General features: G+C 73.1%; 12 protein-coding genes. 5 read left to right on the top strand and 7 right to left on the bottom strand.

The genetic code is table 11. From position 1 onward, the window contains the following. Window positions 1–17: 17 nt before the first annotated feature. Both ACH4D5_RS17620 and ACH4D5_RS17615 read right to left on the bottom strand, forming a co-directional pair. Window positions 18–875, bottom strand: coding sequence for an acyl-CoA dehydrogenase family protein (locus ACH4D5_RS17620; protein ID WP_398303747.1), 858 nt, complete (start codon window positions 873–875; stop codon window positions 18–20). A gap of 8 nt (window positions 876–883) precedes the next feature. After that, window positions 884–2,026: an acyl-CoA dehydrogenase family protein gene (locus tag ACH4D5_RS17615; RefSeq protein ID WP_398303129.1), complete on the bottom strand. Its 1,143-nt coding sequence runs from the start codon at window positions 2,024–2,026 to the stop codon at window positions 884–886. 160 nt (window positions 2,027–2,186) lie between these two features. Between ACH4D5_RS17615 and ACH4D5_RS17610 the strand changes: the two genes are divergently transcribed. Next, window positions 2,187–3,764 carry a class I adenylate-forming enzyme family protein gene (locus tag ACH4D5_RS17610; protein ID WP_398303127.1) on the top strand — a complete coding sequence of 526 codons (1,578 nt, stop codon included), beginning with the start codon at window positions 2,187–2,189 and terminating at the stop codon, window positions 3,762–3,764. 43 nt (window positions 3,765–3,807) lie between these two features. Here the strand turns inward: ACH4D5_RS17610 and ACH4D5_RS17605 are convergent, their stop codons facing one another. Then, window positions 3,808–4,320 carry an EF-hand domain-containing protein gene (locus tag ACH4D5_RS17605; RefSeq protein WP_398303126.1) on the bottom strand — a complete coding sequence of 171 codons (513 nt, stop codon included), beginning with the start codon at window positions 4,318–4,320 and terminating at the stop codon, window positions 3,808–3,810. A gap of 205 nt (window positions 4,321–4,525) precedes the next feature. Between ACH4D5_RS17605 and ACH4D5_RS17600 the strand changes: the two genes are divergently transcribed. Then, on the top strand, window positions 4,526–4,957 hold the full coding sequence (locus tag ACH4D5_RS17600; protein WP_398303124.1) for a hypothetical protein: 432 nt from the start codon (window positions 4,526–4,528) through the stop codon (window positions 4,955–4,957). Window positions 4,958–4,976: 19 nt separating this feature from the next. Here the strand turns inward: ACH4D5_RS17600 and ACH4D5_RS17595 are convergent, their stop codons facing one another. Further along, a complete protein-coding gene (locus ACH4D5_RS17595) occupies window positions 4,977–5,351 on the bottom strand; it encodes an STAS domain-containing protein (protein WP_398303122.1) in 375 nt (124 codons plus the stop codon). A gap of 330 nt (window positions 5,352–5,681) precedes the next feature. Here ACH4D5_RS17595 and ACH4D5_RS17590 point away from each other — a divergent pair, with 330 nt between their 5' ends. Together ACH4D5_RS17590 and ACH4D5_RS17585 are read left to right on the top strand one after the other, a co-directional pair. Then, window positions 5,682–6,278: a sigma-70 family RNA polymerase sigma factor gene (locus ACH4D5_RS17590; RefSeq protein WP_398303120.1), complete on the top strand. Its 597-nt coding sequence runs from the start codon at window positions 5,682–5,684 to the stop codon at window positions 6,276–6,278. After that, a complete protein-coding gene (locus tag ACH4D5_RS17585) occupies window positions 6,275–7,612 on the top strand; it encodes a zf-HC2 domain-containing protein (RefSeq protein WP_398303118.1) in 1,338 nt (445 codons plus the stop codon). The genes ACH4D5_RS17590 and ACH4D5_RS17585 overlap by 4 nt, the downstream gene beginning before the upstream one ends. A 22-nt stretch (window positions 7,613–7,634) precedes the next feature. Here the strand turns inward: ACH4D5_RS17585 and purU are convergent, their stop codons facing one another. Beyond that, window positions 7,635–8,516, bottom strand: a complete 882-nt coding sequence (purU, locus tag ACH4D5_RS17580) for a formyltetrahydrofolate deformylase (protein WP_398303116.1) — start codon at window positions 8,514–8,516, stop codon at window positions 7,635–7,637. A gap of 91 nt (window positions 8,517–8,607) precedes the next feature. Next, window positions 8,608–9,108, bottom strand: a complete 501-nt coding sequence (locus tag ACH4D5_RS17575; RefSeq protein WP_398303114.1) for a hypothetical protein — start codon at window positions 9,106–9,108, stop codon at window positions 8,608–8,610. A gap of 118 nt (window positions 9,109–9,226) precedes the next feature. Here ACH4D5_RS17575 and ACH4D5_RS17570 point away from each other — a divergent pair, with 118 nt between their 5' ends. Next, on the top strand, window positions 9,227–10,501 hold the full coding sequence (locus ACH4D5_RS17570) for an ABC transporter substrate-binding protein (protein ID WP_398303112.1): 1,275 nt from the start codon (window positions 9,227–9,229) through the stop codon (window positions 10,499–10,501). A gap of 36 nt (window positions 10,502–10,537) precedes the next feature. Here the strand turns inward: ACH4D5_RS17570 and ACH4D5_RS17565 are convergent, their stop codons facing one another. Continuing rightward, window positions 10,538–12,982, bottom strand: a complete 2,445-nt coding sequence (locus tag ACH4D5_RS17565; RefSeq protein WP_398303110.1) for a hypothetical protein — start codon at window positions 12,980–12,982, stop codon at window positions 10,538–10,540. Window positions 12,983–13,146 lie beyond the last annotated feature (164 nt).

The raw sequence follows: 13,146 nt of genomic DNA, 5'->3' as shown, positions 1-13,146 counted from the left end.
AGCACCTTCCCCTCACCTCACAGCGCCGCGGCCAGCTCCTCCTCGGCGTCCCGCGCCGACCGCCCCAGCTCGGCCCGCACCCAGGCCCGCTTGAGGTGCAGGTGCACCTCGGCCTCCCAGGTGAAGCCCATGCCGCCGTGCACCTGGAGGCAGTCGCGCGCGTTGCGCACGGCCGCGTCGTCGGCGAGCAGCTTGGCGGCCGAGGCGTCGAGCGCGTCCCCGGTCACGGCCGCCGCGTACACGGCGCTGCGGGCCAGCTCGGCGCGTACGAGCATTTGTGCGCAGAGGTGTTTCACCGCCTGGAACGCGCCGATCGGCCTGCCGAACTGCTCGCGGCGCCGGGCGTGTTGGACGGCCGTCTCGCAGCTGCGGGCGGCGCTGCCGAGCTGTTCGGCCGCGTAGAGGAGGACCGCCGGGGCCCCTCCGGCTCCCCGGGTGGCGCCCCCGGCGTCCGGGACCCGGTGCAGCGGCGTCAGCGGGTCGACCGACCGCAGGGGTACGGCACCGGTGGCGTCGCCCCGCACCACGTCCGCCTCGGCCAGCCACGGCACCAGGGAGCCGTCGACCGCGGTCACGACGGTCTCCCCGGTCGCGGCGCCCGGCACGTCCCCCGCCGCGAGGAACGACGGCACCGCGGGCCCCGGCAGCAGCACCCGCCCCGCCTCCTCGAACACCAACACGGCCTCCGGAAGCCCCAGTCCGACCCCGCCCTCAGCCTCGGGCAGCGCGAGCGAGAAGAAGCCCGCCTTCCCCAGTTCGCGCCAGAGCGCCCGGTCGAGGCGGTCCGTGGCGTCCCGCAGGGCGAACCGGCCGTTCAGGAGCTGCCGCATGCCGTCCCGCAAGGCCCGCTGGTCGTCGGTCAGTTGGAAGTCCACGCGGTCCTTCACCGCCCCTTCGGGAGGCCGAGAATCCGTTCGGCCACGATGTTCTGCTGGATCTGTGAGGTCCCCGCGGCGATCGTGTACGAGAGCGAGGAGAGCCGGTCGAGGGTCCACTCGTGCCGCAGGTCGAGGGAGCCGGGGCCGAGGACCTCGGCGGCGGCGTCGTACAGCTCCTGGCGCGCGTGCGAGTAGCGCAGCTTGAAGACCGAGCCCCCCACACCGGGCACCCCGCCGGTGCGCTGCGCCTCGCTCACGTTCCACTGCGTGAGCCGCCACAGCGCCGAGAACTCGGCGCTCAGCCGGCCGAGCCTGCGCCGCAGCGCCGGATCGTCCCAGCGGCCGTTCCCGCGGGCCCCGCGGGCCAGCTCGCCGAGGACGCGCCGGCAGGCCACCACCTCCCCGACGAAGGCGGTGCCGCGCTCGTACGAGAGGGTCACCATGGTCACGCGCCAGCCGTCGTTCTCGTCCCCGACGCGGTTGGCCACCGGCACCCGTACTTCGTCGAGGAATACCTCGGCGAACTCGGTCGAGCCGGCCAGCGTCCGCAGCGGGCGCACCGTGATCCCGGGGGCGTCCATCGGCATCGCGAGCCAGGTGATGCCCCGGTGCTTGGGCACGGCCTCACTGACCGGGGTGGTGCGCACCAGGAGCTCGCACCAGTCGGCCACCTCGGCGTGGGAGGTCCAGATCTTGGACCCGCTCACTACGTAGTGGTCGCCGTCGCGCCACGCGCGCGTGCGGAGCGACGCGAGGTCGGACCCGGCGTCGGATTCGCTGAATCCCTGGCACCACACCTCGTCGCCGCGCAGGACGGGCGGCAGCCACCGTTCGCGCTGTGCGGGCGTGCCCTCGGACGCGATGGTGGGGCCCGCGTGCAGCAGGCCCACGAAATTGGCGCCTACGTAGGGTGCGCCCGCCTTCTCCGTCTCCTCCAGGAAGATGAGCCGCTGTGTCGGGGAGGCGTCCCAGTGGACCTCTCCGTAGCCCGCGTCGTGGAGCATGCGCTGCCATGCGGTGTCGTAGGCGCGGCGGCCCGGCCAGTCCTGCGGGGAGGGCTTGGCGGGGAGTGTCGGCAGCACCGCGGTGAGCCACTCGCGCAGCCCGGCCCGGAAGGCTTCCTCCTCGTCGGTGTACGTGAGGTCCATGCGGCTCCTACGCGTCCGGCAGGCCACCTGACGAGCCGTCAGATGACGTCTGACCGCAGGCTAGCCCCGCACCCCTGGACCGACAAGGCGCCGGGGCTTACGCTCTCGGCACGATCTGACTGGCCGTCAGGTCGGGCTTCGCGGGCTTGGAGGGGATCGCATGGGGTCTTCGGAGGAAGACACCGCGTACGCGCTGGGTGAGTCCCGCACTCTCTGGGAGCTGATCGCGCGCCGCGCCGACCTCACCCCCGAGAGGCCCGTCCTCATCCAGGCCGCGGCCGAGCCCGCGGACGACCGCACGCTCACCTTCGGCGAGCTGCGGGACCGCGCCGAGCGCGTCGCCGCCGGGCTGTACGGGATGGGGGTGCGGCCCGGCACGGTCGTCGCCTGGCAGCTGCCGACCCGTATCGAGACGGCCCTGCTGTCCTTCGCGCTCGCCCGCATCGGCGCGGTCCAGTCGCCGGTCATCCCCTTCCACCGGGACCGCGAAGTCGGCTTCGCGCTGCGGGAGTCGAAGGCGGAGTTCTTCGCCGTGCCGGGGGTCTGGCGCGGTCACGACCATCTGGAGATGGCGTACCGGCTCGGCGCGGGACGCGACTTCGAGGTGTTCGAGGCGTACGCGTCGCTGCCCGACGCCGACCCGGCCGTCCTGCCACCGCCGCCCTCCGACGGCACGTCGGTGCGCTGGATCTACTGGACGTCGGGCACCACGTCCGACCCCAAGGGCGTCCTGCACACGGACCGTTCCCTGCTCGCGGGCGGCTCGTGCCTGGCCCACGCGCTGCGTCTGAAGGCGTCGGACGTCGGCTCGATGGCGTTCCCCTTCGCGCACATCGCGGGCCCCGACTACACCGTGATGCTGCTGCTCTACGGCTTCCCCGCGGTGATGTTCGAGCACTTCGCGCTGCCCGCGTCGCTCGACGGCTACCGGCGGCACGGCGTGACCGTGGCGGGCGGGTCGACGGCCTTCTACTCGATGTTCCTCACCGAGCAGCGCCAACTGCCCGAAGGCCAGAAGGTCATCCCGACCCTGCGCCTCCTCGCGGGCGGCGGGGCGCCCAAGCCGCCGGAGATCTACCACGCCGTCGTACGGGAGATGGGCTGCCAGCTCACCCACGGCTACGGCATGACCGAGGTGCCGATGATCACCATGGGCGCTCCGGACGACACCGCGGAGAACCTCGCGACGACCGAGGGGCTGCCTCCGGAGGGCATGGAGATCCGCATCACGGACGCGGCGGGCAACGAACTGCCGCCCGGCACGGACGGCGAGGTGCGGCTGCGCGGCGAGGCCGTCTGCCAGGGCTATGTCGACCCGGCGCAGAGCGCGGCCGTCTTCGACGCCGACGGGTTCCTGATCACCGGGGACCTCGGCCATCTCAAGAAGACGGGCCATCTGGTCCTCACCGGGCGCGCGAAGGACATCATCATCCGCAAGGGGGAGAACATCTCCGCCAAGGAGATCGAGGACCTGCTGCACCAGCACCCGGCCGTGGGCGAGGCCGCGGTCGTCGGGCTGCCCGACCCGGAGCGCGGCGAACGGGTCTGCGCGGTGGTCGAAGAGCGCGCGGGGACCGGCGTACTGACGCTGGAGGCGGTCACCGCGTACCTGCGCGGGGAAGGCCTCGCCCCCTACAAGCTGCCGGAACAGCTGGAGGTGGTCGAGGCGCTTCCCCGCAACGACACGCTGCGCAAGGTGCTCAAGTACAAGCTCCGGGAGCGCTTCTCCCGGCCCTGACGCCCACTCGGACACCTGGCGGCGCATGCTGCTCGGGCGCGTGCTACTCGGGCACGGTGAAGTACTGGGCGAAGGCCGTCACGATCTCCTCCTCCGAGACCCGGCCGTCGTGGTCCACGTCCAGGGCCGCGGCGACCCCCTCGGCGACGTCCTCGGGCACGCCGAGCGCCTTGAGCGCGCGCTTGGCCTCCACCGGCGTGACCGCGGCGTCCGCGTCCCCGTCGGCGACGTCGATCGCCGCGTGCAGGAACGGCCGGGCGATCTCGGCGAACCGGCCAGGGTTGTCCCGCAGCCGCTTCACCGCGCCGCCCACGAACTCGTCGCGGGTGATCCGCTGGTCGCCGTCGCGGTCCGCGATCCCGGCCATGCCCTGCCAGAACGCCTCGGCTCCGATGTAGAGGGCCTGCCCCTTCTCGGAGCGCGCCGTCGCGTCGAACTCCGTGCACAGGGCTGCCGCCGCCGTACTGAAGTCCTCACGCGAGATGTAGCCGTTGCCGTCCTGGTCGAAGGTGGCGAACCGGGCCGCGATCCTACGCTCGTACTCGGCACTGTCCATGATCTTCGGGCCGCCTCACTTCCGCGGTTGGATACTTGCTTCGGGGGTGTTCTCCCCGGCTGCGAGCGTACGTGGTGGACGGCTACCCGGAGGCGGGAAAGCGACGCTTGTGGCAAGACCGCCGGAATTCCGGGACACGGGTGTGCCACGGGCGGGATGTGCTGCACTGTCCTGCGTGGAAGCGGTAGCGGCGAGTGTCATAGCGGTGCTTGGAACCCTGCTGGGTGCGGGTCTCACCCACTCCTTCCAGCGGAGGGCGATCGAACGGACGGAGCGGTTCACGCGGGGCGAGAGGCTGCGGCAGGAACGGATCGACGCGTACTGCGCGTACGCGGGAGCGCTGGTCAACTACCGGCGGATACTGGTCGACCGCTGGTTCAGCAGGGCGGAGAACCGGCACGACGAGAGCGAGGAGGCCCGCTTCCGCTCGTACGAGATGCGCTCGGAGGCCCAGGAGGCGCTGTTCCGCGTGCAGTTGCTCACCAGCAACGACGAGCTCGTCCGGCTCGCGTGGGAGACCCTCGACCACGTCGCCGATGTGCACAGGGCCGACGACCGCGACGAACTCGCCGAGCGGCGGCGCGTCTCGCGGGACGCCATCAACTCCTTCGTGGCGGAGGCCAAGCGGCACGTGTAGGAAGAGCCGGGCGAGAGAGCTAGGCGGAGAGGGGCGTCGCGCCGTCGTCCAGGGCCGCCGGCACGTCCGGGAAGACCTCGAAGAGCCTGCGGACGCCGAGCGCCGCGAGGACCCGGTTGACGTGCGAGCCGTCCTCGGCGCCCTGGGCGGGCAGTATCAGCCGCAGCCGGCCCTGGAAGGAACGGATCAGCCGTCGTGTGGCGATCAGCACACCGACGCCGCTGGAGTCGCAGAACAGCACTTCGGAGAGGTCGAGCACGATGCGGCGGCGGCCGTCGGCGACGGCGTCGTGCACGCGCTGGCGCACCATGGGCGAGGTCATCAGGTCCATTTCGCCGGAGACGCACAGCACGGCCCAGCCTGCCTGCTCGCTCACCGTCACCTTGAGCGTCACACGCCACGCCTCTCGCTCGCCCTCGCCTGCCCCGCCGTTGCGGAGTGATCCGGAAGCAGTCCTTACGTTTCGTTCAGCTTCGGCTGCCCCATCTCTGCCTCCATGAAACACCAGCAGGCCAGCGTCAATATCATCCGGCCTCCGCCGAGGTGCGCGCTTTGCCGCAATCAAGAGTGTGCTGTCAGCGGCGGCGACTACATTCGAGAGAGTTCCAGGAACAGGGACAGCAGCGTGAGCGCAGAACTCGAAGTACCGTTCGAGTAGCGAGTAGCGAGTAGCCAGTACGAGCAGTCAGGCAGGCAGCACAGGGCAAGCGCACGAGGGGGCCGCATGCCGAAGGAAGCGCCGCGGCGCTGGGACCGCCGGATGCAGCAGCGGCTCGCGCACGGAGAAGCCGCCGCGCTGGGAGAGCTGTACGACCGCTTCGCCTCGCTCGTGCATGGCCTCGCGCACCGCGTCCTCGGCGACGTGGGCGCCGCCGACCGCGTCACCCGCGAGGTCTTCGGCCACGTCTGGGAGAACCCCGACGCGTACGACCCGCGACAGGGCCCCCTGCGCTCCTGGATCGCCACGCTCGCCCACCAGCAGGCCGTCCGCAGGCTCCGCGAGACCGAGTCCGCCGCCCTCGCCCGCGGCGGCGAGGGCACCAAGGAGGACCTGGAGCGCAAGGTCCGCCGCGCGTCGGCCGCGGCCCGCGCGGACTACATCGTGACGGCCATGCCCACCCCGCTGCGCGCCGCCCTCGAGCTCGCCTACTTCCAGCGCCGCGACTACCGCCAGACGGCGGCCGACCTCGGCGTCACCGAGGACGAGGCCCGCCGCAGACTCCGCCTCGGCCTCCAGCTCCTCGCCACGGCCAACGACGCCCCCGCGCCCGCCACCGGCCTGCCCCACGACACCTCGCAGGGCCCCGGAGCCGCGCTGTGACCGGCGCCGACCGCCCCGAGCCGCTCGACGGCCCCGACGGCCCGGGACCCGACCGCCCCGACGGCACCGCGCCGCGCATACCACCGCCGCGCGCCTCCCTGGAGGACACCGGACAGCCCCTGCCCGACCTGCCCGATCCGCCGCCGGCGCCCGCGCCGCTCGTCCTGGAGCACCGCGTCCTGAAGTCCCTGCTCGGCGCCTGGGCGCTCGCCGCCTGCTCCGCGGAGGAGGCCACAGCCGTCGAGGAGCACCTGGGCGGCTGCGGCCCCTGCGCGGAAGAAGCCCTGCGGCTGCGCGACGCGGTCGGCCTGCTCCACCCCGAGGAGAGCCTCGACCTCGACCCGGGCCTGCGCACCCGCGTCCTGGAGAGCTGCCTCGGCCGCCGCCCGCCCCGCATCCCGGTGCCCGAGTGGGCCGTGCCGTACGACGCGGAGACCGCCCGCCTGGACGCCCTCCTCCAGGACATCGGCGACGCGGAGTGGCACGCTCCCGTGCGGCTCCGCTGGTTCGAGGGCGACGGCCCGGTCAGCAGGAAGACCACCGTGGCCGGGGTCATCGCGCATCTCCTCGCGGTCGACGGCATGGTCGGGCGCGCCCTCGGCCTCGACGACCCGCTCGGTCCTGAGGTCGGCGTCCCGCAAGACCCCTCCCACCGCACCGAGGCGTACTGGCGCGCCTCGCACTTCCCGCCCACGCGCGCGGTGCGCACCCCTTGGCGCGACCAGACGCACGAGCTGATCCGCACGGTGTCGTTCGCGGCCGGCGGTCCCTCCTCGGGCTCCGGGGGCGGCTCGGGCCGGCTCCCGGTGCCGTACGGGACGGTGGCCGCCCCGGGAGGCGGCGGCGGGCCCGGGCCGCGGCTGACCGTCGAGCTGCCGTTGCGCGACTCGATGGTCGACCGCGCCTTCGAGTGCTGGATCCACGCGGGCGACATCGCCGACGCCGTGGACTATCCGTACGCGCCGCCCGCGCCCCGGCACCTCCACCGCATGATCGACCTCGCGGCCCGGCTGCTCCCCGGCACGCTCGCCGAGCGGCGCCGCTCCGGGCTCGCCACGCCGCCCCGCCGGCTGGTCGCGGCAGGTGCGCCGGGCCGCAGTCTGCGCCTGGAGATCGAGGGGCTCGGCGGCGGCGAGTGGCTCATCCCGCTCGACTCCCCCGCGGCGACCGGGTCGCGGGAGCACGAGGTGGCCCATGTGGCGCTGGACGGCGTGGAGTTCTGCCGCCTCGCGGCGGGCCACGTCTCGCCGGAGGAGGCGGCCGCGGGCCAGGACGGCGACCGCGAGGCGATCCGCGACGTGCTGTTCGCGGCGGCCTCGCTGAGCCGGATGTGAGCCAGCAGACAGGGAGGCAGGGCTAGGCGAAGACGACCGTGCGGCGGCCGTTCAGCAGGATCCTGCGCTCCGCGTGCCACTTCACGGCCCGCGCAAGGGCCTGGCACTCCACGTCACGGCCGACCGCGACCAGCTGGTCGGGGGTGACGTCGTGGCCGACGCGCTCGACCTCCTGCTCGATGATCGGCCCCTCGTCGAGGTCGGCCGTCACATAGTGCGCGGTCGCACCGATCAGCTTCACACCGCGCGCGTGCGCCTGGTGGTAGGGCTTCGCGCCCTTGAAGCTCGGCAGGAAGGAGTGGTGGATGTTGATGATCCGCCCGCTGAGCTCCTTGCACAGGTCGTCCGAGAGCACCTGCATGTAGCGGGCGAGGACGACCAGCTCCACGCTCTCCTCGCGGACGATCTCCAGGAGCCGCGCCTCGGCCTGCGGCTTCGTGTCCTTGGTCACCGGGATGTGGTGGAAGGGGACGCCGTACGAGGCGACGAGCTCGGAGAAGTCCGTGTGGTTGGAGACGACCGCGGCGATCTCCACCGGCAGCGCGCCGATCCGGGAGCGGAACAGCAGGTCGTTCAGGCAGTGGCCGAACTTCGACACGAGCAGGACCACCCGCATCTTGTCCTCGGCCCGGTGGATCTGCCAGTCCATGTGGAAGGAGTCGCCGATCGCGGCGAAGCTCGCCCGCAGCTTGTCGACGGTCACCGGGGCCTCGGCCGAGAAGTGCACGCGCATGAAGAACAGTCCGGTGTCGTGGTCGCCGAACTGCTGGCTGTCCTCGATGTTGCAGCCGGTCATGAAGAGATAGCTCGACACGGCGTGCACGATGCCCTGCTTGTCGGGGCAGGAGAGGGTGAGGACGTACTGCTCAGCGGGGGCGGCGGGCGCGGTGGACTGCTCGTTCATGCGGCCAAGGTTCCCACAGCGGGGACCGCGGACGGCAATCGTCCCGCGGGTCGGACCGTGTCACCCCGGGGACATGCCCGGGAGCGCGCCGTCAGGCGGTCCGCGTCATGATCCGCAGCACTTCGAGCGTCTGCGGCGGTACGTCGGGGTCGTCGCCGTCGCCCGCCGCGAGCCGGACGTGCGCGTCGCGCGCGGCACGGACCGCCTCGGGCCAGCCGGGGTGCTCCAGATAGACGGAGACCAGCGCGTCGGGCCCGACCTCGTGCATGATCCGCAGGACCCGCAGCACGGCCGTGTCGACGAGGGCCGCCTCCTGCGGGTCGCGGAAGATCGTGCCCACGTACTTCTCAGCGGACCAGTTGTCCAGCCACGTGTCCTCGACCAGCCGGTACACGGCGTCGGTCACGTCCCCGTACTCGTCACGCCCCGCGAGCCAGCACTCCCGCTGGAACGCGGGGTCGGAGAGCATGTGCAGCGCCGAGCGCACGTTGCTGCGCCAGCGCCACCACGGCATGTCGTTGGTCGGCATGCCACCCATGGTGCTGGAGCGACGGCCGCGACGGGAAGACTTCTCCGAACCTTGCACGGTCATGGATCGTACGTTCCCACGCCGTGCACGCGAACCGGACCCCGCCCGTTCACCTTCATGTCACTGTCCGTTGAGAACGCGTCACTCCACGGTTGGCCACGTCACGGAATCGTGCAGGGACATGACCGGCTGGCGACGCACCTTCCTCCCCCGCCCCTCCCGAACCGCAGCACTCTCGGCGGCCGCTGTGGCGGCGTGTACGTCCCTGATAACCGGCTGCGGGGTCATCCCCGGAACCACGGGGGGTTCCGGGGACGACCCCATCACCGTCATGACGTGGGCCCCCGAGAAGACCAAGGCCACCAACAAGCCCGGCGTCCCCGCCATGGCGCAGGCCTACGCCCGCTGGGTCAACGCCCACGGCGGCCTCGGCGGCCGCGAGCTGAAGGTCCTCACCTGCAACGACCACAACGACTCGGTCGGCGCCGCGAACTGCGCGCGCGAGGCCGTCGAGAACGACGTGGTGGCGGTCGTCGGCGCGTACAGCCAGCACGGCCGCTCCTTCCTCGGCCCCCTCGAGGTCGCAGGCATCCCCTACATCGGCGGCTATGGCATCACCGACGACGAGTTCAGCAGCCCGCTCTCGTACCCGGTCAACGGCGGCGAACCGGCGCTCCTCGCGGGCAACGGCCGGCAGCTCGCCGCCCGCTGCGCCCGCGTCTCCCTCGTCCGCCCCGACACCCTCGCCGGCGACGAGCTGCCGAAGCTCCTCAACCAGGGCCTCGCCGACGGCCACCACAAGCCCGTCTCCGACATCCGCGCTCCCGAGGACGGCACCGACCTCACGCCGCAGGCCGAGCGCGCCCTGAAGGACGCGGGCGCCTCCGACGGCTGTGTGACGGCCGCGCTCGGGGCGCGGACGGACACCTTCTACGACTCGTTCCGGCGCACCAAGGACGACTATCCGCCGGTACGGATCTCCTCGGTCCTCGGCAGCGTCGACCAGTCCCTCATCGACCGCACCGGCGGCGCGAACGGGCCCTATGAGGGGGCGTACGTCACCGGCTGGTACCCGGCGGCGGGCGACGCCAGGTGGGACCGGATGCGGGACGTCATCCGCGAGCAGGCGTTCGGCGACAACCGGGTCGACCCGGCGGACGCGGGCGTCCAGACGACGTGGATCGCGTACACCGTCCTGAAGCAGGCCGTCGAGTCGCTCGACGGCGGCGAGGTGTCGTCCCGCACGCTGCGCCGCGCCCTCGACGGCGGCCTGCGGGTCGAGACGGGCGGCCTCACACCGCCGCTGAGCTGGCGCTTCGAGGACCTGCTCGCCGCCAGCGAGTACCCGCGCCTGATCAACTCTGGCGTCACGTTCCAGGTGGTGCGGGACGGGCGGCTCGTCCCGGCCCGCGAGGGCTTCGTGAACGTGGAGAAGACACTGGAGCAGACGGCGTAGAACGGTCGGCCGCCCCCGACTTGTGTCCTCCGCCCGTCAGAGCTGGGTCTTGGTGCGCTCGGTCAGGCCGTACTTCCGCGCGATCGCGTTCCAGTGGTTGGCGGCCTGCTCCTTGGCCGTCGTCGCCGCGCCGCTCTGCCGGTTGCCCGCAGCGGTCTGCGAGGTGTTGCGGGCGTGGCCCTTCCTGCAGCCCTTCTTGCCAGCGACCTGGTCCGCCCACGCGGCGTAGTGGTTGTCTGCCGCCGCCGATGCCTTCCACGCCCTGTTGAGGGAGGCGGTCAGCTGGTCGTTGGCGGGGAGCTTGTCGACCTTCAGGGCGGCGAGGCGGGTGACGAGCCCGTTGCGCTGCCGGGCCGCGCCGCGCAGGTCCTTCGCCGACTGGCTGAGGTTCTGGCACTTTCCTACGTTGCGTACGGCGGCGATGACCGTGTCACGGCTGTTGTTGCTGTCGGCGAGCAGCTTGTCCAGGGCGACGGCCTGGTCCTTGGCGGGGTCGGCGGTGGGCGAGGGCCGCTCGTCGGGCTCGGAGGAGGCGGAGACGGGCTTGCCGTCGTCGCTCTTCTCGTCGTCCCCGCCCCCGGAGCTGAGGAGAGCGCCCGCGCCGACGCCGAGGAGGGCGATGCCGACTCCGACGGCGGCGATGAGCGGCACCTTCGATCCGGTGCGGTTGCGCCGGCCGCCTCCGCCGCCGTGGCCGCCGGGGGCGGGCGCGGGGACGGGTGCGGGGCCGTGCGCCTCGACGCGGGGCATCTGCTGGGTGGAGGCGGGACCCCCGGATTCCGCATCGCTGTCGCTACGGAAGAGGCTGTCGAACTCGGCGGGCGGCTGCCGGTCGCCGGGGGCGCCGGGCCGGATGCCGTACGGGGCGGAGGCCGGCTCGGGCGGCGGGCCGTCGGCGGGGATCGGCGCGATGAACTGAGTGGGATCACTGTCCGAAACGGACGCGGGCGGGGATGTGGACGCGGATGAGCTGGTCCGCCCCAGGAACTGCGTGGCGTCGGCGGCGGGAGCCTCGGGCGGCAGCGCACCGGGTCCCACCGGGGGTATGTACTGCGTGGCCCCCTCGTCGGTCACGGGGGCTATGTACTGCGTCGCCTCGCTGTCGGAGGGCGCGGGCGCTCCCGGCGCGGCGACGGGAGGCAACGGCATGCTCTGCGGTGCGGGGGCGGCCGGGGGCAGCGGCTGGGCTCCTTGCGGCGCGGCATGCGCACCGTGCGCACGCTGCGACGCGGGCGGGCCCGCCTGGCCCCCCTGCCCCGACTCTGACTCCGACGGCGCGGCGTGCGCGCCGTGTCTCGGCTGTCCGGCCTGCCCGCCCGGCGACGGCTGCCCCGGCTGGGGGGACGCGGCATGGGCACCGTGCGCCTGCTGCGGCGCGGCATGGCCACCGTGCGCCGCCTGCGCCCCGTGCGCGCCCCGCCCCATGGCAGCACCGTGCCCCGGTGCGGCGCCGTACGACGCCCCACCCTGAGACTCCCCACCCGCCCGCCCGTACGGCCCCTGCGGGCCGTCGTACCCGGACTGCGGGGCGCCTTGCCCTGCCTGCGGGTAGCCGTATCCGGGCTGCGGAGCGCCCTGACCCGGCTGCGGGTAGCCGTATCCAGGCTGCGGGGTGGCTCCGGGGCGAGACTCGCCCTGGCCCGCCTGCGGGTAGCCGTAACCGGCCTGCGAAGCGCCCTCGCCCTGCTGCGGGTAGCCGTACCCGGGCCCTGGGGTGCCCTGGCCCGACTGCGAAGCACCCTGGCCTGACTGCGGAGCACCCTGGCCCGACCGCGGGTCGCCGTACCCCGGCAGCGGGGCGCCGTACCCGGACTGCGAAGCGCCCTGGCCCGCATGCTGCGCGCTGTATCCGGCCTGCGGAGCGCCCTGGCCCGACTGCTGAGCACCCTGACCCGGTTGCTGAACACCCGGACCAGACTGCGGATAGCCGTACCCGGGCTCCGGGGTGCCGTGGCCCGGCTGCGAAGCGCCCCCTCCCGGCTGCGGATAGCCGTACCCGGGCTCTGCGGTGCCGTGGCCCGGCTGTGGAGCACCCTGACCTGGCTCCTGAGCACCCTGACCGGAATGCGGGTCGCCATACCCGGGCCGCGAAGCGCCCGCGCCCGACTGCTGCGCGCCATACCCAGGCTGCGAAGCACCCTGGCCCGGCTGCGGAGCGCCCCCGCCCTGCTGCGGGTAGCCGTACCCGGGCTGCGGAGCAGCTGGGCCCGGCTGCGGGTTGCCGTAGCCCGGCTGTTGGCCTCCGTAGGAGGCGTCGTACGAGGGGGTGGGGGCGTTCTCCGGGGGGAGGGCCTGGGCGGGTGGGGTAGAGGTTTCGGGGCCCCAGGGGTCGCCCCAGGGGGTGCCGCCCGTGGGGGCGCTGCGGCCCGCGGTGGTGGGGAACAGCGGCTCGCTGCCGTCCGCGGGCAGCACCACGCCCTCGTGGGCGGGCCGCTGCTGCGGATCGGAAGAAGCAGCGCCCTGACCGCTCTGCTGCGTCACCGGGACTCCTACACCTGGGGGGACCTACGGAACCGTCGGGTCACGCTACCGGGTCCCCACATCCCTCTGCCACGCAGCTCAGAACGCCGCCCTCCGTCCGCCGTCCGCCCGGTGTCGGGTGTAACAGAACCTTTCCGGCCGGCGCTGTTCACGGGGACGTTTCC

The organism is Streptomyces sp. NPDC018029, assembly GCF_044327655.1.
In the GTDB taxonomy this organism is placed as follows: domain Bacteria; phylum Actinomycetota; class Actinomycetes; order Streptomycetales; family Streptomycetaceae; genus Streptomyces.
Note: the sequence above shows the minus strand (reverse complement) of the source record. Positions and strands in the feature narration are given on the sequence as shown.